Source organism: Achromobacter sp. D7-1, from assembly GCF_059760445.1.
Genome location: NZ_JCBAMT010000086.1, coordinates 1 through 19,834, shown reverse-complemented (window position 1 = coordinate 19,834; position 19,834 = coordinate 1). Strand labels below are relative to the sequence as shown.

The 19,834-nt window shown below is 67.2% G+C and carries 19 protein-coding genes; 13 read left to right on the top strand and 6 right to left on the bottom strand.

What is annotated here, in order from left to right:
• Nucleotides 1-11 precede the first annotated feature (11 nt).
• The 4 genes from AC6LKD_RS27050 (at nt 12) to AC6LKD_RS27035 (ending at nt 5,154) form a co-directional block, all read left to right on the top strand.
• Nucleotides 12-704 (top strand): response regulator, encoded by a 693-nt coding sequence (locus AC6LKD_RS27050; RefSeq protein WP_013396668.1) that lies wholly within the window; start codon nt 12-14, stop codon nt 702-704.
• A complete protein-coding gene (trkA, locus tag AC6LKD_RS27045) occupies nt 701-2,080 on the top strand; it encodes a Trk system potassium transporter TrkA (RefSeq protein ID WP_492273986.1) in 1,380 nt (459 codons plus the stop codon). Before AC6LKD_RS27050 ends, trkA begins: the two co-directional genes overlap by 4 nt.
• Nucleotides 2,081-2,131: 51 nt before the next feature.
• The gene (locus AC6LKD_RS27040; protein WP_013396666.1) at nt 2,132-3,601 is read left to right on the top strand and encodes a TrkH family potassium uptake protein; all 1,470 of its coding nucleotides are present in this window, start codon (nt 2,132-2,134) and stop codon (nt 3,599-3,601) included.
• A 308-nt stretch (nt 3,602-3,909) separates the two neighbouring features.
• Nucleotides 3,910-5,154 carry a YbdK family carboxylate-amine ligase gene (locus AC6LKD_RS27035; protein WP_013396665.1) on the top strand — a complete coding sequence of 415 codons (1,245 nt, stop codon included), beginning with the start codon at nt 3,910-3,912 and terminating at the stop codon, nt 5,152-5,154.
• Nucleotides 5,155-5,233: 79 nt separating this feature from the next.
• Here AC6LKD_RS27035 and AC6LKD_RS27030 read toward each other — a convergent pair whose 3' ends face one another.
• The gene (locus AC6LKD_RS27030; protein ID WP_498117959.1) at nt 5,234-6,166 is read right to left on the bottom strand and encodes a methyltransferase domain-containing protein; all 933 of its coding nucleotides are present in this window, start codon (nt 6,164-6,166) and stop codon (nt 5,234-5,236) included.
• Between the two features lie 50 nt (nt 6,167-6,216).
• On the opposite strand from AC6LKD_RS27030, the gene AC6LKD_RS27025 reads away from it, so the two are divergent.
• Nucleotides 6,217-7,137: a ComF family protein gene (locus AC6LKD_RS27025; protein WP_498117958.1), complete on the top strand. Its 921-nt coding sequence runs from the start codon at nt 6,217-6,219 to the stop codon at nt 7,135-7,137.
• 80 nt (nt 7,138-7,217) lie between these two features.
• Nucleotides 7,218-7,688, top strand: a complete 471-nt coding sequence (locus AC6LKD_RS27020; protein WP_013396662.1) for a tRNA (cytidine(34)-2'-O)-methyltransferase — start codon at nt 7,218-7,220, stop codon at nt 7,686-7,688.
• Nucleotides 7,689-7,760: 72 nt separating this feature from the next.
• On the opposite strand, the gene AC6LKD_RS27015 is transcribed toward AC6LKD_RS27020, so the two are convergent.
• The 5 genes from AC6LKD_RS27015 to AC6LKD_RS26995 are packed head-to-tail and all read right to left on the bottom strand — an operon-like array spanning nt 7,761 to nt 11,209.
• Nucleotides 7,761-8,753, bottom strand: coding sequence for a Bug family tripartite tricarboxylate transporter substrate binding protein (locus AC6LKD_RS27015; protein WP_492273988.1), 993 nt, complete (start codon nt 8,751-8,753; stop codon nt 7,761-7,763).
• Nucleotides 8,754-8,800: 47 nt separating this feature from the next.
• Entirely contained in the window at nt 8,801-9,883 is a 1,083-nt protein-coding gene (locus AC6LKD_RS27010) for an NAD(P)H-dependent glycerol-3-phosphate dehydrogenase (RefSeq protein WP_498117957.1), read from the bottom strand.
• A 21-nt stretch (nt 9,884-9,904) separates the two neighbouring features.
• A complete protein-coding gene (gene secB / locus AC6LKD_RS27005; protein WP_013396659.1) occupies nt 9,905-10,438 on the bottom strand; it encodes a protein-export chaperone SecB in 534 nt (177 codons plus the stop codon).
• 39 nt (nt 10,439-10,477) lie between these two features.
• Nucleotides 10,478-10,735, bottom strand: a complete 258-nt coding sequence (gene grxC / locus AC6LKD_RS27000; RefSeq protein WP_013396658.1) for a glutaredoxin 3 — start codon at nt 10,733-10,735, stop codon at nt 10,478-10,480.
• Between the two features lie 51 nt (nt 10,736-10,786).
• Complete coding sequence (locus tag AC6LKD_RS26995; protein ID WP_013396657.1) at nt 10,787-11,209, bottom strand: rhodanese-like domain-containing protein; 423 nt, start codon at nt 11,207-11,209, stop codon at nt 10,787-10,789.
• Nucleotides 11,210-11,371: 162 nt separating this feature from the next.
• Between AC6LKD_RS26995 and gpmA the strand changes: the two genes are divergently transcribed.
• The 7 genes from gpmA (at nt 11,372) to AC6LKD_RS26960 (ending at nt 19,530) form a co-directional block, all read left to right on the top strand.
• Entirely contained in the window at nt 11,372-12,124 is a 753-nt protein-coding gene (gene gpmA, locus AC6LKD_RS26990) for a 2,3-diphosphoglycerate-dependent phosphoglycerate mutase (RefSeq protein ID WP_013396656.1), read from the top strand.
• Between the two features lie 7 nt (nt 12,125-12,131).
• Nucleotides 12,132-13,748, top strand: a complete 1,617-nt coding sequence (locus AC6LKD_RS26985) for a murein hydrolase activator EnvC family protein (protein ID WP_498117956.1) — start codon at nt 12,132-12,134, stop codon at nt 13,746-13,748.
• A 59-nt stretch (nt 13,749-13,807) separates the two neighbouring features.
• Nucleotides 13,808-15,253 carry a S41 family peptidase gene (locus AC6LKD_RS26980; RefSeq protein ID WP_498117955.1) on the top strand — a complete coding sequence of 482 codons (1,446 nt, stop codon included), beginning with the start codon at nt 13,808-13,810 and terminating at the stop codon, nt 15,251-15,253.
• Nucleotides 15,250-16,005, top strand: a complete 756-nt coding sequence (locus tag AC6LKD_RS26975; protein ID WP_013396653.1) for a HesA/MoeB/ThiF family protein — start codon at nt 15,250-15,252, stop codon at nt 16,003-16,005. The genes AC6LKD_RS26980 and AC6LKD_RS26975 overlap by 4 nt, the downstream gene beginning before the upstream one ends.
• A gap of 107 nt (nt 16,006-16,112) precedes the next feature.
• Nucleotides 16,113-17,300, top strand: a complete 1,188-nt coding sequence (locus AC6LKD_RS26970) for a diguanylate cyclase domain-containing protein (protein ID WP_498117954.1) — start codon at nt 16,113-16,115, stop codon at nt 17,298-17,300.
• Nucleotides 17,301-17,401: 101 nt separating this feature from the next.
• A complete protein-coding gene (locus tag AC6LKD_RS26965; protein ID WP_498117953.1) occupies nt 17,402-18,121 on the top strand; it encodes a FadR/GntR family transcriptional regulator in 720 nt (239 codons plus the stop codon).
• A complete protein-coding gene (locus AC6LKD_RS26960) occupies nt 18,118-19,530 on the top strand; it encodes an FAD-binding oxidoreductase (RefSeq protein WP_498117952.1) in 1,413 nt (470 codons plus the stop codon). Before AC6LKD_RS26965 ends, AC6LKD_RS26960 begins: the two co-directional genes overlap by 4 nt.
• The last annotated feature ends 304 nt before the right edge of the window (nt 19,531-19,834 follow it).

Here is a 19,834-nt window from a genome sequence, read left to right as displayed (position 1 = left end):
GTGGATGCTTTATGGCCAGAATTCTGGTGGTTGACGACGAAGTCGGTATACGCGAGCTTTTGTCGGAAATCCTTTACGACGAAGGACACACGGTCGAGCTGGCTGAAAACGCGGCGCAAGCGCGCGCCGCACGCTTGCGCATGCGCCCCGATCTGGTGTTGCTGGACATATGGATGCCCGACACGGACGGCGTCAGCCTGCTCAAGGAATGGGGCTCGCAAGGCCTGCTGGACATGCCCGTGATCATGATGAGCGGCCACGCCACCATCGACACGGCGGTTGAAGCCACGCGCATCGGCGCCATGGACTTCCTGGAAAAGCCGATCACGCTGCAGCGCCTGCTGAAGACCGTCGCCGCCGGCCTGGCCCGCGGCCGCGCGCCGCACCCGGCGCCTGCCGCGTCGAATGCGACCGTGGCCAGCGCCGCCGTGGCGCTGGAAGACGAACTGGATCCCCCGGTCCTGGCCGCCGCGCCGGCCAACGAAGTCCCGGTCACGTCCAACGGCCAGCTCGGCAGCATTTCGCTGGACCAGCCGCTGCGCGAGGCGCGCGACGAATTCGAACGCATCTATTTCGAATACCACCTGGTCCGCGAAAGCCACAGCATGACCCGGGTATCGGAACGCACCGGGCTGGAACGCACCCACCTGTACCGCAAGCTCAAGCAATTGGGCATCGAGTCCGCCCGTAAGCGGAGCTCATGAAGATCCTGATCATGGGCGCTGGTCGCGTAGGCACCAGCGTGGCCGAGAACCTGGTGTCCGAAGAGAACGACATCACGGTGATCGATTCGGATCCCGTCCAGCTTCAATACCTGCAAGAACACTTCGACCTGCGCGTCGTCCTTGGCGACGGCTCGCAGGTATCGGTGCTGGAGGCCGCCGGCGCCGCCGATACCGACCTGCTGATCGCCTGTGCGGCCTCCGATTCGGCCAATATGGTGGCCTGCAAGATCGCGCGCCAGCTGTTCAACATTCCCCGCCGCATCGCCCGCATCCGCTCGGTCGAGTTCGCCGAACATCCGGAGCTCATGAGCGAAGAGGGCTTCTGCATCGACGCGCTGATCAGTCCTGAGCGCAGCGTCACCACCTATCTGCACAGCCTGATCGAATTCCCCGAGGCCCTGCAGGTGGTGGAGTTCGCCGAAGGGCGGGTCAGTGTCGTGACCGTGCGGGTCGGGGCCGGCAGCCCGATGGCCCATTCCCCCGTCGACAAGCTGCGAGACGTCTGGCCCGACGTGAAGGCGCGCGTGATCGACGTGCTGCGCGGCGGCCGGCCGCTGCGCGCCGGCAGCGGCACCGTCATCGCCCCGGGCGACGAGGTGGTGCTGGTGGTCGATTCACGCGATGCGCGCCGTGCGGTGCGGCAGCTGCGCGAGGCCGAGCGCGCCGTGCGCCGCGTGATGATCGCGGGCGGCGGCAACATCGGCCTGCGCCTGGCGCGCCAGCTGGCCGAGGAAAAATACAGCGTCCGCATCATCGAGCGCGACCAGAAGCGCTGCGAGTACCTGGCGACCCAGCTGCCCGACAGCGTGCTGGTCCTGCACGGCAGCGGCACCGACGAAGCGCTGCTGGAACGCGAGAACATCGAGGACATGGACACCTGGCTGGCGCTGACCAGCGACGACGAGGACAACATCATGTCCTCGCTGCTGGCCAAACGCCTGGGCGCGCGCAAGGTGATCGCGCTGATCAACCGGCAAGCCTACGGCGAACTGATGCAGGGCAGCCATATCGATATCGCCGTGTCGCCGTCCCAGGCCACCATGAGCGAACTCCTGCGCCACGTGCGCCGCGGCGACGTGGCCGCCGTGCACCGGCTGCGCCAGGGCGTGGCGGAAGCGCTGGAGGCCATCGCCCACGGCGACCGCTCCACCTCCAAGGTGGTGGGCCGCTCGGTCGGGCAGATCAGCCTGCCCAAGGGCGCCAGCATCGGCGCGCTGGTGCGGGAAGACGAGATCATCCTGCCGGACGCCGATACCGTGATCGAATCCGACGACCACGTCATCGTCTTCGTGCCCTCGCGCCGGCAGATGCCGCGCGTGGAAAAACTGTTCCAAGTCTCGGCGTCCTTCTTCTGATGGGCGCCGCCTCCTTCCTTTTGCGCGGGCCGCGCGCGGCCGGATAGCTCCATGAAGCGCGTCCTGGGCACCCTCTACATCCTGGGCCTGACGATGGTGATGTTCGCACTCACCATGCTGATCCCGCTGACCGTCGCCTACGTGGGCGGCGATGCGGCGCGCGAGGCCTTCCTGGACGGGTTCCTGCTCTCGGTGGGCATAGGCGGGGGGCTGGCGGCGGTGACGCGTCGCGCCCGCTGCGAACTGCGCGCGCGCGACGGCTTCGTGCTGGTGTCGGCCGTGTGGGCGGGCCTGCCCCTGCTGGCGGCCATTCCGCTGCTGCTCTATTTCCACGGCGCCGGCTTGCCGTTGTCGTTTACCGGGGCGTACTTCGAGGCCATGTCGGGCCTGACCACCACCGGCGCCACGGTCCTGACCAACCTGGACACGCTGCCCGCGTCGATCAATCTGTGGCGCGCCACGCTGATCTGGATCGGCGGCATGGGCATCCTGGTGCTGGCCGTGGCCATCCTGCCCTTGCTCGGGGTGGGCGGGCATCAGGTGGTGCGGGCCGAAACGCCCGGGCCGATGAAGGACGAGCGGCTCACGCCGCGCATCGCCAGCACCGCCAAGGCGCTGTACGCGGTCTATTTCGTGTTCTCCATCCTGTGCTTCCTGGCCTACCGGGCGGTCGGGCTGTCGTGGTTCGAGGCCTGGTGCCACATGGCCACCACCATGGGCCTGGGCGGCTTTTCGACCTGGGACGACGGCTTTGCCCACTTCGATTCCGTGGCCGTGGAAATGGTGGCGATGGTGTTCATGCTGATCGCCGGCATCAACTTCGCCACCCACTTCAATGCCTTCCGCCAGCGTAGCGGGCGCGCCTATCTGCGCTGTCCGGAAGCGATTCCCTATCTGGTGGTGGTACTGGGAGTCGGGCTGGTCATTTCGGTGTTCCTGTTCCTGAAGGGGGTCTATGACGATCCGCTGCAGGCGCTGCGCTATGGCATGTTCAACACGATTTCCATGGCGACCACCACGGGCTACGCCAATACCGACTTCGCGCAGTGGCCGCTGTTCGCCCCGCTGACCATGCTGCTGCTGTCGGGCTTTGCCACCTCCGCCGGGTCGACCGGCGGCGGCATCAAGATGATCCGCGCGATCCTGCTGGTCAAGCAGGCACGCAACGAACTGGTCACAATGTTGCATCCGCACGCGGTCAGCCCGGTGCGCATCAACGGCCGGGCGGTCGAGACCCGCACCATGTCGTCGGTCTTGGCCTTCATGCTGTTCTACGGCCTCTCCATCGCCGTGTTCACCAGCCTGCTGCTGCTGTCCGGTCTGGACCCGATCACGGCCTTCTCGGCCGTTTTCGCCAGCGTCAACAACACCGGACCCGGCCTGGGCCCGGTTGGCCCCATGGGCAACTTCGCCGTTCTGTCCGATTTCCAGATCTGGGTCTGCACCTTCGCGATGCTGATCGGGCGCCTGGAACTGCTGACGGTGCTGGTGCTGTTCACCCCTATTTTCTGGCGAAAATAGGCTAGGGATAACCCGTATAAGGGTTGTCCCACCCCCTTCCGGAAGCCCCTTCCAGGCTCGCTATCCGGCCGTCATGGGCCGGGAGCCCGCGCCGTTTCTATGCCGTGAGCGCTCGCTCACTTTCCTTCACAGGGAAAAACCGATTGCTTCGTGATGTTGCACATAAATGTCACGATTTTCCATCTTCTTGCCACAAAACAGCGGCTATCATGCGTGCACAAGCTGCCGTCTAGTGCCCCCCGGGATGTTGCCGGGCTTCAAGGTCGAACGGCGCACACCCTCATCAAACATTCAGAAAGGAGTCCGAGATGGAACAGATCCCGTTCATTTCGTCGGCCCCCAACACCCTGGGCATCGAGCTCGAGCTGCAACTGATCGACCCTCGCAGTTTTGACCTGACCGCAGCCTCGGACGAGCTGCTGGCCCAAATGGCCAACCATCCCATCGCCGACCGCGTTAAACCGGAAATCACGCGGTCCATGATCGAACTGAATTCCTCGGTGCACGAGCACCCCATGGGTCTCTTGGCCGAGATGCGCGAAATGCGCGACGCCCTGATCGAAGCGGCGGACGCCGTGGGCGTGTCGGTCGCCGGCGGCGGCGCGCATCCCTTCATGCGCTGGCAGGAGCGCTCCATTTCGGACACCCCGCGCTTCCAGTACCTGGCCGAAATGTACGGTTACCTGGCGCGTCAATTTACGGTCTTTGGCCAGCACATCCACCTGGGCGTCAAAAGCGGCGACGATTCCATCAAACTGTTGCGCCGCTTGTCGCCCTACGTACCGCATTTCATCGCGCTGTCGGCCTCCTCGCCGTACTGCGAGGGCGTGGATACCCTGTTCTCGTGCTCGCGCCTGAACGCGGTCAACAGCTTCCCGCTGGCCGGCCACATGCCGCCCGAAGTGAAGGACTGGTACCAGTTCGAGGCCCATCTGGCGCAGCTGCGCGCCTATGGCCTGGCGGAGAGCATCAAGGACCTGTACTGGGACATCCGTCCCAAGCCGGAGTTCGGCACGGTCGAGATCCGCGTGTGCGATACGCCGCTGACGGTCGAGCGGGCTTGCCAGCTGGCGGCCTTCGCCCAGGCGCTGGCGGTGCTGCTGATGCGCGAGGGCGATCCGGGCGACGGCGCGTGGCTGTCCTATCGCAGCAACCACTTCCAGGCCTGCCGCTTTGGCCTGCAGGGCAGCTATGTGACGCCGGATGGCCAGCGCCTGCGGCTGATGGACCATCTGCGCAACCTGTTCCAGCGCCTGATGCCGGTGGCCGAAGAGCTGGGCACGGGCGACATGATCGCCGCCTTGCGCGACGAATCCATGCGCAGCGGCAACGATTCCCGCTGGCTGCGCAGCCAGTTCCATCGCCTGCGCGACCTGCCGCTGGTGGTGGAGGCCATGTCGAACGCTTGGCGCGGCGTGGCCGCGCCCGGGGTAGGACCGGCGGAACCCACGGCAGTCCTGAGGCGCCGCATCCGCGCCACCTCCGAGCCTATGTCGGCCTTGCCGGCTTCCGAGCCCGGGGTCAGCGTGCCATTGCCGGAACGTTTGCACTGAGCCGGTTGGCCGGCGCTCGATGTAGCGCCGGCCAATTACCAGCCGGCCGCCGGGCGGGCAAACTCCGCCGAGCCTAATCTCAAGGCGTGTGGTGCCGGCCGCCGATCGCGCTGATCGACAGCCGGGTTTCGCCCGCCGTGGTGCGATGTGCGGCGGCGCGCCAGGCGTGGCCGTAGGCAACTTCGATGCTCAAGACGATCAGGCCGTCGGGCCGGCGCTGCGCTTCCAGCGCGGCGCAGAGGCGGTCGCGCCAATCCCGGCCCACCAGCCCGCCGCGCCGGCCTTCGGCGGGGTTGCCGCCCAGCGCGCGCACGTCCTGCAGCAGTTTTTCGGGGCTGCGGTAGGTCAGGGTCAGGATCTCCTGGTCCATGACCGGATCGGCGAAGCCGTTTTCCACCAGCAGATCGCCGAAATCGTGCATGTCCACGAAGGACGGCGTGGCGGTACGCAGCCCCGCGTCGTCCAGGGCCTGGCGCAGCTCGCGCAGCGTGGCCGGCCCCAGACAGGAAAACATCGCCAGCCCGCCCACCTTCAGGATGCGCCGCCATTCCGCCAGCACGGCGTGCGGGGCTCGGTGCCAGTGCATGGCCAGGTTGGACCACACCACTTCCAGCGATTCGGGCGCCAGGCCGGTCGCCGCCAGGTCGGCGTTGACGAAGGCCGGGGCGGCCGGGCCGCGGCGCGCCAGCTTGCCGATCCAGGCGGACAGGCCGGCGGGCGCGTGGCGCTTGCGCGCCTGCTCCAGCAGCGGCTCGCAGTTGTCCAGGCCGGTATAGGCGGCGTCGGGGTAGCGTTCGCGCAGCAGCGGCAGGTTGTCGCCCGCGCCGCAGCCAGCGTCCAGCATGGCCTGGGGTTGGACCCGGATATATTGCAGGCGCCCCAGCATGCGGCGGGCGATTTCCCCGTACAGGAACTGAGCCTCGGCCAGGTCGCCGCGGCGGGCGAATTGCCGGGGCACGTCGGCGCTGACGATGGGCAGGGAGGGGAGCGTTGCGGATTCTGGCAGGGACATTTCGGTCGCGCCCGCGTCTACACCGCGGGCGGATCATGGTTTCATGAGGGATGGCATCCATTATTGCGCATCCGGGCCGCGGCTTCCGATTGTCCCTACGGGCCATGGGGCGGTGGCTGCTGTCGCGGGTCGGCTGCGAGTGTCCCCTGTGCGGCGCCCGGGTGGCGGGGGCGCGGCTCTGCGCGGGATGCGAAGCCGATATCTGCGAGACCGATAGGGAACCTGGCATCCACGAAACCGACATACGCGATGCAGACATCCGCGGGGCGGCCATCCGCGGGGCGGCCATCCGCGGGGCGGCCATCCGCGGGGCGGCCATCCGTGGGGCGGCCATCTGCGGGGCGGCCATCCGCGGCGCAACCCTCGGCGCTCCTTCCATCGCGCGCCAGCAAGCCTTGTCGCGCTGCCCCCGTTGCGCGTTGCGCCTGCGCCCGGGCGCGCCGCACTGCGCCAGTTGCCTGGGCACCCCCCGGGCTTTCTCGCGCACGGTCGCCGCGTTCGACTACGCGCCGCCCGCCGATACCCTGATCCTGATGTTGAAGACCCGGCTGCGGCTCAGCATGGCGCCGGTGCTGGCCCGGCTGATCGCGGCCGCCGTGGGCCGTGACGGCCCCTTGGCTGATGGCGCCTTGCTGGTGGCCATTCCGGCCAGCCGCGCCTCGCTGCGCCAGCGCGGCATGAACCCGGCGGCCGAGATCGCCCGCAGCCTGGCGGCCGAACTCGGACTGCCTCTGGCGCGCGGCTTGCTGCGGCGGCGCCGCGAGACCTCCAGGCAGACCGCGCAGGGCCGCCGCGCCCGCCGGCTCGGCGCGCAAAACCTGTTTTATTGCGCGGGTGAGGTGCGCGGACGGCACCTCGTCGTGGTTGACGACGTCATGACCACGGGCAGCACGGCCAATGCCGCTGCTGCCGCCTTGGTGGCCGCGGGGGCGGCGAGTGTCACAGTGCTGGTCGCAGCGCGCACACCCTGAGTCTGGCCGCAGGCAAATCGGCGACAATTCCAGGTGTGCGGCGATCTTCCAGCCGCAAGCCGTTTCGAGCTCCCAGCGCCATGTTCCACGTCATCCTCGTCTGTCCCGAAATTCCTCCCAATACCGGCAACGCTATTCGTCTGTGCGCCAATACCGGCGCGCAATTGCACTTGGTCCGCCCCTTGGGCTTCGAACTCGATGACGCCCGGATGCGCCGCGCCGGCCTGGACTACCACGAATGGCAGCCGGTGCGCGTGCACGACACCTTGCAGGAAGCGCTGGCCGACACCGGCGCCGCGCCCTCCAGCATCTACGCGTTGACCACGCACGCGCAGCGCAGCGTGGCGGATATCGGCTTCAAGCCGGGCGATGTGTTCGTGTTCGGCCGCGAAACCGCGGGCTTGTCGGAGGAACATCAGGCGATGTTCCCGCCCCAGCAGCGCCTGCGGCTGCCGATGCGCGCTGGCCAGCGCAGCCTGAACCTGTCCAATGCCGTCGCGGTGACGGTGTTCGAGGCCTGGCGGCAGCAGGGGTATGAAGGGGGAGTGTGACGAGAGTGGCGCGAAAAAAGCGGGGCAAAAGCCCCGCCATCTATCGCGCTTGACCCATTAGCGGTCCTGCAATCAGTCCAGCGACAGATTCAGCTTCTCGATCACCTGATCCCAGCGCGCTTTTTCGTTCTTGATGCGGGTGGTCAGGGCTTCGGGCGTGGACGGCGCGGGCGTGAAATATTGCAGCGCCAGCTGCTTGCGTACCGCATCGCTGCCGATGATGCGCGCGAGTTCGCTGTTGAGGCGCTCGACGATGGGCGTGGGCGTGCCGGCCGGGACCAGCACGGCGTTCCAGGAAATGGCTTCGAAATCCGGATAGCCCTGCGACGCCATCGTCGGCACGCCGGGCAATGCCTCGCTGGGCTGCAGGCTGGTCACGGCCAGCAGCTTCACCTTGCCGTCGCGCGCCTGGGGCACGGCGATGGCGGGCACCATGAAGCCGGCCTGGACGTCGCCGCCGATGATGGCCGAAATGACCTGCGGGAAGCCGGAATAGGGGATATGCGCCAGGTCGACGCCTGCGCTTTCCTTGAACATTTCCATTGCCAGATGGGCCGAGCTGCCGGGGCCGACAGAACCATAGTTCAGCGAATTGCCGCGGCCCTTCACCAGCGCGACGAAATCCTTGACGTTGTCCACCTTCAGGCTGCTGGGCACGACCAGCACGTTGGGGCTGGTGCCCACCAGCGACACCGGCTGCAGGTCGCGCAGCGGGTCGTAGCCCAGCGTCTTCTTGTACAGCGTGGGCGCGGTGACCAGCGGGCCGTTGATCGTGTAGAGCAGCGTGTAGCCGTCCGGCTTGGCTTGCGACACGATGCGGGTGCCGATATTGCCGCCCGCGCCCGGCTTGTTGTCGATCACGATGGGCTGGCCCAGCGCCTGGGACAGCGGCTCCGAGATCGTACGCGCCAGGATGTCGGGCGACGAGCCGGGCGGGAAGGGCACGACCATATGGATCGGGCGGTCGGGCCAGTCGGCGTGGGCGGCGGCCGGCAGGACGGCGGCCAGGCTCAGGCACAGGCCGCGTAGCAGCGGGCCGACCCGGAACTTGCGGGTTTGCGTCATGAAGGATGTCTCCTCGGGGTTGTGCGTTGTGTTTGTTATTGAGCGGGTCAGTGGGGCCGGTTGTCCGGCGCCGATTCCGGCTGGCTGCCCGCCACGCTTTCATAGCGGGCGTCGCGCGCCAGCAGGGCGGACACAGCGGTCATGGGGGCCACGCCCTCGAACAGTACGGCGCAGACGGCCTCGGTGATCGGCAGTTCGACCCCGATGGCGCGGGCGCGGTCCAGCGCGGCGCGCGCGCAGCGCACGCCTTCGGCCGTGATACCGCTGGCCAGGATGTCGGCCAGCTTGCGGCCGGAGCCGATCTCCAGGCCCACGCGGCGGTTGCGCGACAGCTCGCCGGTGGCGGTCAGCACCAAGTCACCCAGGCCGGTCAGCCCGGCGAAGGTCTCGGCCTGCGCGCCCAGCGCCACGCCGAAGCGGGTCATCTCGGCCAGGCCGCGGGTGATCAGCGCGGCGCGGGCATTGGTGCCCAGGGCCAGGCCGTCGCCGATGCCGCAGGCGACGGCGATCACATTCTTGAGCGCGCCGCCCACTTCCACGCCGACCAGGTCGGTGCTGGCATAGACGCGCAGCGCCGCGCCATGGAAGGCGGCGGTGGTGGCCTCGCGCAAGGCGGGATTGTCGCTGGCCACGGTCAGCGCCACCGGCAGGCCCTGCGCGACTTCGCGCGCGAACGAGGGACCCGACAAGGCGCCGCCGGTCGCGCCAGGCAGGGCCTCGCGCATGATTTCGTGGGGCAGCCTGGCCGTGTCGGCTTCAAAACCCTTGCAGGTCCAGACGATGGGGGTGTCCTGCAATCCCAGCGCGGGCAGCCGGCGGGACAGCTCGCCGCAGATGGCGGTCAGGCCGGCCACGGGCACGCCCAGCACGATCAGGCGGCGCGCGCCGTCTTCTTGCAGGCTGCGCAGCGTGGCGTCGAGATCGGAGGATATGTTCAGTGCCTTGGGCAGCGGGATGCCAGGCAGGTAGCGCGCGTTTTCGTGCGAGGCGGCCATGTCGACCGCCTGCGCGGCATCGCGCGCCCAGAGTACGGTGGCGTGACGGCGGCTGGCGGCCGCCGCCAGCGCGGTGCCCCAACTTCCCGCACCCAGGACGGCGACGCGCAGGCGTGGCACAACGGGATTGTTCATGGGGGGACGCCGCGGCTTGCTTTACTGGCGGGTCGCGCCGGGGGGCAGGATGATGCCCGAGTCGCTGCCGTTGCCGTTGGCGGCGCCTTGCTGCTGTTGCAGCTCGGCCAGGCGCTGTTCGTACAGGGCCTGGAAGTTCACTTCGGTCAGGTGCAGCGGCGGCATCGAGGTGCGGGTGATGGCATCGGCGATGTTGGCGCGCAGGTAGGGGTACAGCATGGTCGGGCAGACGATGCCCAGCAGCGGATCGAGCTGCTCTTCGGGGATGTTGGCGGCTTCGAAGATGCCGGCTTGCGTGCCTTCGACCAGGTACACGACCTTTTCATTGATGCGGGTGGTGACCGTGACGGTGACCGTGGTTTCGAACACGGTTTCAGCCAGGCGCTGGCCGCCCACGGTGATGCTCACCTCGACCTGGGGCGCTTCCTGCTCCAGGAAAACGTGGGGCGCATTCGGCATTTCCAGCGAAAGGTCTTTCAGGTAGACGCGCTGCAGATTGAACGAGGGCGCGTCGTTGCCGCCTTCTTGCTGGGTGTTTTGGTCTTGATCAGCCATGAGTGTTTCCGTTGGTGGGAGGGGCAAAAGGGGGGGCGATTAGTTGGACAGCATGGGGGCGAGGCCACCCGAGCGGTCCAGGGCCATCAGGTCGTCGCAACCGCCGACATGGGTATCGCCGATGAAGATCTGCGGGACGGTGCGCCGGCCGGTGCGTTCGATCATGACCTCGCGCTGGGACGGATCCCGGTCGATCTGGATGATTTCCAGGTCGGTCACGCCGCGCTGCTCGAGCAAGGCCTTGGCGCGGGCGCAATAGGGACAATAGTCCTTGCTGTACATGACGACTTTGTTCATAGGCGCTCCTGGGGGTACAAGAATAGCTAGATGGGGGCGCGGCCCCAGGCTTCAACCCTTCTGGGTCACCGGCAGGCTGGCGGCCGACCAGGCGCGCATGCCGCCATCCAGCGGCACGACGTCGGCGAAACCCTGGGCGCGCAGCTTGGCGGCGGCGCGGGCCGAATCGCGGCCATTGTCGCAAACCACGACCAGCGGCTTGTTCTTGGGCAGGGAGGCGGCCTTCTGTTCGATGTCGGCTGCCGGCACGTTGCGTGCCTGGGCGATGTGGCCGGCCTGGAACTGCTCGGCGGGGCGCACGTCGACCCAGACGGCCTGGCGCTGGTTGACCATCTGGATGGCCTCGGTCGTGCTCACGGCCGAACCGGTGCGGCCCTTGCGCAGGGCAGGGATGGCCAGCATGATGCCGGAGATCACGGCAACGGCGACGATGAAGACGTTGTTTTTATCGATCAAGAATTGCAAAAGGTCCACGGGGCATCCTGAAGTGCGGCGACTAGCCTGGTATAGGCAAACCCTGAAGCGCCGCGCCGCGGAAATGGGCGGGTGCGCCGGGGCAAAATCAAGGGCAAAATCGCTCAATTATAAAATGAGCGCATTCCTTCACTTTAACCCGCGTTACAAGCGTCCCAAATCATGCACAAACTCGTTCTGATGCGCCACGGCGAAAGCCAGTGGAATCTGGAAAACCGCTTCACCGGCTGGACCGACGTCGACCTCACCGAGACCGGCCGCGAACAGGCCCGCAAGGCCGGCGAACTGCTCAAGAAAGAAGGTTTTACCTTCGACCTGGCCTACTCCTCGCTGCTCAAGCGCGCCATCCGCACCCTGTGGATCGCCCTGGACGCCATGGACGCCATGTACACCCCGGTTGGCGTGACCTGGCGCCTGAACGAACGCCACTACGGTGCGCTGCAAGGCTTGAACAAGGCTGAAACCGCCGCCAAGTACGGCGACGAGCAGGTGCTGATCTGGCGCCGCGCCTACGCCATCGCCCCGGAACCGCTGCCCCTGGACGACGAACGCCATCCCCGTTTCGACAAGCGCTATGCCAAGGTGCCGGCTGACCAGTTGCCCGCCACCGAATGCCTGAAGGACACGGTGGAGCGCGTGCTGCCGTTCTGGAACGAATCCATTGCCCCGGCCATCCGCGCCGGCCGCAATGTCCTGATCGCCGCCCACGGCAACAGCCTGCGCGCCCTGATCAAGCACCTGGACAACGTCTCGGACGAGGACATCGTCAACCTGAACATTCCTACCGGCCAACCGCTGGTCTACGAATTGGATGATGACCTGCGCCCGATCCGCCACTATTATCTGGGCGATGCCGCCGAGATCGAGGCGGCCATGGCTGCGGTGGCAGCCCAGGGCAAGGCTAAGAAGGACTGATATTTCTATGCGTCGCGCGGCAGGGTTGTTGTTGGCGGTCATGCTGACCGGTGGGGCGTTGTCGGCTCGCGCCGCGCCCAACGACCTTGCCGGCCGCCAGTCCGACGCGGAAAAGCAGCAGGCCGCCTTGCGCGACCGCATCGAGAACCTGCAAAAGGACATTGATGACCGCGAGGCTGCCCGCAAGGAAGCGGCCGACGCGCTCAAGCAGTCCGAGTCGGCCATTTCCAAGATCAACCTGCGCCTGCGGGAACTGGCCGAGGCCAACCGCCAGGCGCAGACCGACCTGACCGGCCTGGAAAAGCAGATCGGCACGCAGCAGGTGGTGCTGGCCAAGCGCCGCACCGAACTGGCTGAACAGCTCCGCACCCAATACACCAGCGGCTTGTCGCCCTGGACGGCCCTGCTGTCCGGCGACGATCCCCAGGTGCTGGGGCGTAACCTGGGCTATCTGGATTACGTCTCGCAGGCCCGCGCCAGCGCGGTGCAGGCCCTGCGCGAGGACATCGAGCGCCTGGCCGCCTTGCAGGGGCGCGCCGACGCCCGCCGGGCCGAAATCGAAAAAGTCGTGGCCGAAACCTCCGAGCAGAAGACCGCGCTGGTCGGTCAGCAGAAAGAGCGCGCCACGCTGCTGGCGCAGCTGGAGGGGCAGATCGCCGCCCAGCGCGCCGAAGCCAACAAACTGGGACGCGACGACCAGCGCCTGTCGCGGCTCATCACCGATCTGGACGCGGCCATCGCCAAGCAGATCGAGGACGCCCGAAAGGCCGAGGAAGCGCGCAAGCGGGCCGAGGAAGTGCGCCGCGCGGAAGAAGCCCGCCGGGCCGCCGAGGAAGCCAAAAAGCGCGCTGACGCCGAACGCCGTGCCGCCGAGGACGCCCGGAAGAAGGCCGAAGCCGACCGCAAGCTCGCCGCCGACAACGCCAAGCAGGCCGCCGACAATGCCAAGCGTGAGCGCGACGCCCGTGACGCTCGCGATGCCGCCCAGGCACGTGAGCAGGTCGAAGCCGCCTCGCGCCAGAATCGCGGTCCGGTGGCCGTGGCCGATCCGGACGCCGCCGGCCTGCGCCCGGCTGAGCAGAGACAGTCCCGCCTGACCACGCCCGAGCCGCCACCCCAAACCAAACCCGCGGAACCGTCCAAGAAGGCGGAACCTCCAGAGGAAAAACCCACTCCAAGCCGTAGCGAGCCCGCCCAGCAGACCCAGACCGCGCGCGCCGCGCCGGTTGGTGGCGGCAACGGCCTGCGCCACGGGCTGTCCATGCCGGTGCGCGGCCAGGTGCAGGGCCGCTTCGGAGTCGACCGTCCGGATGGCGGCGTCTGGCGCGGCGTAGTGCTGCGCGCGCCCGAAGGCACGCCGGTCAAGGTGGTGGCCCCCGGCACGGTGGTCTACGCCGATTGGCTGCGCGGTTTTGGCAACCTCATCATTGTGGATCATGGGCAGCAATACCTGACCGTCTATGCTTACAACCAAAGTCTGCTCAAACGGGTGGGTGATTCGGTGACGGGTGGCGATACTATTGCTACGGTAGGGGCAACCGGCGGCCAAGTGGAATCCGGCCTATACTTTGAAATTCGCCATCGTGGCGCTCCTGTGGATCCGGCACAATGGCTGGCGCAGTAGATTGATGTCGTTGGTAATTACCAAACCCCATCGGCGAAAACAAAATTCGGGAAGTGTGCATGGGCACTCGTAAGTTTCGCGGTTTCGGTCTGATTGCCATCGGTGCGGTGGCTGGTGTTTTGCTCAGCGTAGGCGTGACCGCGGTCGCCCAGCGCGGCAGTCCCCTGCCGTTGGACGAGCTCAGGCAACTGAGCAACGTGTTCGCCGCCATCAAGAACAACTACGTCGAAGCCGTCGACGACAAGACCCTGATCGACAACGCCATCTCCGGCATGGTGTCGAACCTGGATCCGCACTCCGCCTACCTGGACGCCGACGCCTTCCGCGAAATGCAGACGGCCACGCAAGGCGAATTCGGCGGCCTGGGCATCGAGGTCGGCGCGGAAGACGGCTTCGTCAAGGTCATCTCCCCGATCGAAGACACGCCCGCCGCCCGCGCTGGCGTGATGGCCGGCGACCTCATCATCAAGATCGACGACACGCCCACCAAGGGCATGACGCTCAACGACGCCGTCAAGCTGATGCGCGGCGCGCCCAAGTCGCCGATCACGCTGACCATCATGCGCGCCGACCGCCCGCAGCCCATCGTGCTGAAGATCGTGCGCGACATCATCAAGGTGCGCAGCGTGCGCAGCAAGATGCTGGACGACGGCATCGGCTACGTCCGCGTCGCCCAATTCCAGGAAAAGACCGGCGCCGACCTGGCCAAGCAACTGAAGGACCTCGGCGCCAAGGAAGCCCCCAAGGGCCTGGTGCTGGACCTGCGCAATGACCCGGGTGGCCTGCTGACCAGCGCCATCGGCGTGTCCGGCGCCTTCCTGCCGCCCGACTCGGTTGTCGTCACCACCGACGGCCGCACCCCCGACGCCCGCCACAAGTACCTGGCCACGCCGTCGGAATACGCCCGCGGCGAAAGCAACTACCTGGCCGGCCTGCCGGCCTGGACCAAGACGGTGCCGATGGTGGTGCTGGTGAACGTGGGCTCCGCCTCGGCCTCCGAGATCGTGGCCGGCGCGCTGCAGGACCACAAGCGCGCCAAGGTCCTGGGCAACCGCACCTTCGGCAAGGGCTCGGTGCAGGTGATCCTGCCGCTGTCCGAAACCACCGCGGTCAAGCTCACCACCTCGCGCTACTTCACGCCCAGCGGCCGCTCCATCCAGGCCACCGGCATCGAACCCGACTACGTCGTTGCCGACACGGCCGAAGGCGACCTGTTCCGCCTGCCGCGCGAAGCCGATCTGCAGCGTCACCTGTCCAACCAGCAGACCGCCAACGAAGTGAAGTCCAGCGGCGGCGACGACAACGCCGACGTGCCGACCAAGGTGTTCGAATTTGGCGGCAAGGACGACTTCCAGCTGCAACAGGCCTTGAACGTGCTGGCCGGCAAGCCGGTGCAGAAGGGTTCGGCCCGCGCCCAGGCCAAGGCCGACGCCAAGGCCGGCGGCGGCACGCCCCAGCGCATGAAGATCACGCCGACCGGAGTCGAGCCCAACAAGGACAAATGAACGACGAGCAACTGCTGCGCTACGCCCGCCACATCCTGCTCGACGAGCTGGGAATAGAAGGGCAGGAAAAACTGCTGGCGGCGCGTGTGCTCATCGTGGGGGCGGGTGGACTGGGTTCCCCCGCCGCGCTCTACCTGGCCACCGCCGGCGTGGGCGACATCACCCTGGCCGACGACGACGTCGTCGAGCTGAGCAACCTCCAACGCCAGATCCTGCACACCACCGCCAGCGTCGGCCGCCACAAGGCCGAGTCCGGACGCGACATGCTGGCGGCCTTCAATCCGCAGACCCGGGTCCATGCCCGCGTCGAGCGGCTGGAAGGCCAGGCCCTGTCCGACGCCGTTGCGCAGGCGGACCTGGTGTTGGACTGCACCGACAATTTCGCCACCCGCCACGCCATCAACCGCGCCTGCGTGCAACACCGCAAGCCGCTGGTATCCGGCGCCGCGATCCGCTTCGACGGCCAGGTCAGCGTCTACGATCTGCGCGACGACAACGCGCCCTGTTACCACTGCCTGTTCCCGGAAGGCGATGACGTCGAGCAAGCCAATTGCGCCACGATGGGCGTGTTCGCGCCGGTCGTCGGCATCATCGGCAGCATGCAGGCCGCCGAGGCCCTCAAGCTGTTGTCCGGCGTGGGCGAAAGCCTGTCCGGCCGCCTGTTGTGGCTGGACGTGCGCACCATGCAATGGCGCAGCGTCAACGTCCAGCGCGACCCCGAATGCGCCGTCTGCGGGCATCGCGGGCACTGATCCCACGGCCCGAATTGGCCCCGCGGACAATATTAAAGGCTTGAAATACCTGCTATAACGCCAGCCAGCCTACCCGAAATCGGGTGGATGGCCAGGGACGTTACCGCGTGGATACAGCACTTAAGTTCAGCTTGCCCAAATGGCGCCTGACGCGTTGGTTGACGCATTCCGGGCACGATACCCCTGCGGACATCCGCTCGGCCCTGATCGCCAGCCTGTTCGGCACGCTCCCCATCTTTGCCGGCGGGGTCATCAACACCCTCATGATTTCCGGCGTCGTGGCCTGGCGCCGCCCCGAGCCGCTGTACCTGTCCTGGCTGGGGATGGAGGTGGTGCTGGCGTTGGTCCGCGTCCTGATACTGCGATCCGCCCTGCGCGCAGCGCCCAAGGGCGGCAACACCCATACCGACATCTACATTCTGCTGGCGCTGCTGTGGGCGTTCAGCGTGGGTTATGGCGTTTTCGTCACCTTCATCAACGGCGACTGGCTGGCCGCCACCCTGGCCGGCGTGTCCTGCGGGGCCATGGCCGGCGGCATCTGCTTCCGGAACTACGGCGCGCCGCGGCTGGTGGGCGCCATGATCTTCCTGAGCCTGGGGCCGATGTGCCTGGGCGCGGCCTTCACTGGTGAATACGTCACGGCCATCGTCTTCATCCAGATCCCGTTCTACCTGGTCAGCATGAGCGTCGCCTCGCACCGGCTCAACCGCATCCTGGTGTCCACCATGCTGGCCGAGCGCGACAGCGAGCGCCGCGCCAGCCAGGACGCGCTGACCGGACTGGCCAACCGCGCCGGCCTGCAGGCCGCGCTGGAGCGCGTCTGCACCAGCGCACGCGGCCAGGACAGCTCCGCAGCGCTGCTGTACATGGACATGGACGACTTCAAACTCATCAACGACACCTACGGCCATGCCGCGGGCGATCAGGTGCTGATGACCATCGCCCAGCGTATGCGGTCCATGCTGCGAGTGGACGACGTGGCCGCGCGCATCGGCGGCGACGAGTTCATCGTGCTGGTGACCGGCATCGATGCCACGGCCGCGTTGAAACTGGGCGAACATCTGCTGCAGGATGCTTCCCAGCCGATCACGCTGGCGGATGGCACGCGAGTCAGCGTGGGCCTGTCCATCGGCATTTCCATCGTGTCCGGCGCCAACCGCGACCCGGAAACGGCCCTGCATTCCGCCGACGCCGCCCTCTACCGCGCCAAGGCGCAAGGCGGCCGCTGCTGCGCCGTGGCTGGGGCCGAAGAGACCGAGACGACCGTGCCGGACGGCGAACCCGCCGTCGCCTGAGTACGCTGCCCGCGGCGGTCCACGAAACCTGAACCTCGATCCATGCGGTTTGCTTCTCAAAAGTTATCAGATAACCTGAGAAGTGTGCCTATAATGTCCCGATGCTGACCAAGAGCCTCACCCTGACCGAACAGGTCGCCCGCCAGATCGCCGCCGACATCGCCGGGGGCGCCTACCCCGTGGGCGCCAAGCTGCCGGCGGGCCGCGTGCTGGCCGAGCAATACGGCGTCAGCGCCGCGGTCATCCGCGAGGCCACCGAACGCCTGCGCGCCCAAGGCCTGATCCAGAGCCGGCAGGGCTCCGGCAGCACCGTGCTGTCGCGCACCGGTGCGCAGGGCTTCCAGCTGTCCGTAGGAATCGCGGTGGACCGCCAGCAATTGGCCGGCGTGTACGAATTGCGCATGGAACTGGAAGGCGGCGCGGCAGCCCTGGCCGCGTTGCGGCGCGACGACGCCGACCTGGCCGCCATGGCGCGCGCCCTGGCCGACCTGGAGTCGCATCTGGAAGATCCGGAGCGGGGCGTGGAGCATGACATCGCCTTCCATCGCGCCATTGCCGCCGCCACCCACAACAGCTGCTATCAGGATCTGCTGCAGTACCTGAACTTGCAGCTCAGGTTGGCCGTCAGCACCGCGCGCAGCAACAGCCGCCTGCAGGCCGGCCTGACGGCCGCCGTGCACCAGGAACACGTGGCCGTTTTCGATGCCATCCGCGCGCGCGATCCCGAACGGGCGCGGCACGCCGCCGCCCGCCATCTGCAACAGGCGGCCAGCCGCCTGCAACTCGATCTACTCCCTCCCGCCGCAAGGCAGACATCATGAGCGCATCCGACTTTCCGCAACGCCTGGTCCAGGCCCTGGGCCCCGACACCGTCATCACCGCCGAGGCCGACATCGCGCCCTGGCTGTCCGATTGGCGCGGCCTGTACAAGGGCCGCGCGCAGGCCGTGGTGCGCCCGCGTACGACCGCCGAGGTCGCCACCTGCCTGGCGCTATGCCAGGAGGCGGGCGTGCCGGTGGTGCCGCGTGGCGGCAACACCGGCCTGTGCGGCGGCGCCACGCCGGACGGCGGCGCGGGCAACGTGGTGCTGAGCCTGGATCGCATGAACGCGGTGCGTTCGATCGATACCATCGCCAACACCATGGTGGCCGAGGCCGGCGCCATTCTGGGCAATCTGCGCCGTGCCGCGCAGGATGCCGGCCGCCTGCTGTCACTGAGCCTGGCGGCGGAAGACTCCAGCCAGATCGGCGGCAACGTGGCCACCAACGCCGGCGGCGTGAACGTGGTGCGCTACGGCATGGCGCGCGAACTGGTGTTGGGCCTGGAAGCCGTGCTGCCCACGGGCGAAATCTTTCATGGCCTGCGCACGCTGCGCAAGGACAACACCGGCTACGACCTCAAGCAATTGCTGATCGGCTCCGAAGGCACGCTGGGCGTCATCACCGCCGTCGCCTTGCGCTTGTTCCCGCGCACCGACGTGCGCTCGGTGGTGCTTGCCGCCGTCGAATCGCCGGCGCAGGCCTTGCAGCTGTTCGAGATCCTGTTCGAACAGTGCGGCGCGCGCTTGCAAGCGTTCGAATACTTTTCGGGCGATTGCCTCGACCTGGTGCTGGCACACGCCGCGGGCGTGCAGGAACCGTTCGGTCAGCGCTATCCGGCCTACGTGCTGGTGGAATTGGCGGACACCGCCGATGAGGCCGCGCTGAACGGCCTGGTGGAAAACGTGATCGGCACGGCGCTGGAACGCGGTTTGTGTCTGGACGCGGCCGTTTCCGCATCGCTGGCGCAATTGCAGGCGCTGTGGAAGCTGCGCGAGGAAATCTCCGAAGCCCAGCGCGCCGACGGCCCGCACCTGAAGCACGACGTGTCGCTGCCGATCGAGCGTATCCCCGACTTCATGGAATCCGCCGAAGCCCGCGTGCGCGCGCTGTACCCGGACATCCGCCCCTTCATCTTCGGCCACTTCGGCGACGGCAACCTGCACTACAACCTGTCACGCCCCGCCGGCGCGGACCGCGACTGGGTGGCGGTGCATGGGGCGGCGATCACGGATGCGGTGCTGGACGAGGTCAATCGCTATGGCGGGAGCATTTCTGCTGAGCATGGGATTGGGCAGTTGAAGCGGGATCATTTCTTGCATAGCAAGGATGCACTGGAGTTGCGGTTGATGCGGGAGATAAAGGCTGTTCTTGATCCTGCGGGGATTATGAATCCTGGGAAGTTGCTGTAGGTTCTTGGGGGGCTTTTTAGTGGAGCCTCGTGGGTTGTTCGTTTGTGCGTATGAGCGAAGCTTCGTAGGCCGCACGGCGGCGCGGGCGGCATGGCGGCGAGCGCCCACGATTGCGGTCCGGAGCCTTCGCTCCGGACTGCCCCTTCGTCATCTTCGTCACCGCCTTCGGCGGTTCCTTCAGATTCCCTCGGGCGCATCGAGGTTGCTCGCCGCCATGCCGCCCGCGCCGCCGTGCTACCCGCGTTTCGGTTTGATGCGCTGCTAGAGCCGTGGTCGGTTGCGAGTTTTGCGGGGCCCGCCGATT

Bases quoted from the DNA above. Each gene is read 5' to 3' on its own strand.
- AC6LKD_RS26985 (WP_498117956.1), top strand. From the start codon at position 12,132: ATGCGTCGCGCGGCAGGGTTGTTGTTGGCGGTCATGCTGACCGGTGGG.
- AC6LKD_RS27040 (WP_013396666.1), top strand. From the start codon at position 2,132: ATGAAGCGCGTCCTGGGCACCCTCTACATCCTGGGCCTGACGATGGTG.
- AC6LKD_RS27015 (WP_492273988.1), bottom strand. From the start codon at position 8,753: ATGACGCAAACCCGCAAGTTCCGGGTCGGCCCGCTGCTACGCGGCCTG.
- AC6LKD_RS26980 (WP_498117955.1), top strand. From the start codon at position 13,808: ATGGGCACTCGTAAGTTTCGCGGTTTCGGTCTGATTGCCATCGGTGCG.
- gpmA (WP_013396656.1), top strand. From the start codon at position 11,372: ATGCACAAACTCGTTCTGATGCGCCACGGCGAAAGCCAGTGGAATCTG.
- AC6LKD_RS26965 (WP_498117953.1), top strand. From the start codon at position 17,402: ATGCTGACCAAGAGCCTCACCCTGACCGAACAGGTCGCCCGCCAGATC.
- AC6LKD_RS26975 (WP_013396653.1), top strand. From the start codon at position 15,250: ATGAACGACGAGCAACTGCTGCGCTACGCCCGCCACATCCTGCTCGAC.
- secB (WP_013396659.1), bottom strand. From the start codon at position 10,438: ATGGCTGATCAAGACCAAAACACCCAGCAAGAAGGCGGCAACGACGCG.
- AC6LKD_RS27035 (WP_013396665.1), top strand. From the start codon at position 3,910: ATGGAACAGATCCCGTTCATTTCGTCGGCCCCCAACACCCTGGGCATC.
- grxC (WP_013396658.1), bottom strand. From the start codon at position 10,735: ATGAACAAAGTCGTCATGTACAGCAAGGACTATTGTCCCTATTGCGCC.
- AC6LKD_RS27025 (WP_498117958.1), top strand. From the start codon at position 6,217: ATGGCATCCATTATTGCGCATCCGGGCCGCGGCTTCCGATTGTCCCTA.
- trkA (WP_492273986.1), top strand. From the start codon at position 701: ATGAAGATCCTGATCATGGGCGCTGGTCGCGTAGGCACCAGCGTGGCC.
- AC6LKD_RS26960 (WP_498117952.1), top strand. From the start codon at position 18,118: ATGAGCGCATCCGACTTTCCGCAACGCCTGGTCCAGGCCCTGGGCCCC.
- AC6LKD_RS27010 (WP_498117957.1), bottom strand. From the start codon at position 9,883: ATGAACAATCCCGTTGTGCCACGCCTGCGCGTCGCCGTCCTGGGTGCG.
- AC6LKD_RS27020 (WP_013396662.1), top strand. From the start codon at position 7,218: ATGTTCCACGTCATCCTCGTCTGTCCCGAAATTCCTCCCAATACCGGC.
- AC6LKD_RS27050 (WP_013396668.1), top strand. From the start codon at position 12: ATGGCCAGAATTCTGGTGGTTGACGACGAAGTCGGTATACGCGAGCTT.
- AC6LKD_RS27030 (WP_498117959.1), bottom strand. From the start codon at position 6,166: ATGTCCCTGCCAGAATCCGCAACGCTCCCCTCCCTGCCCATCGTCAGC.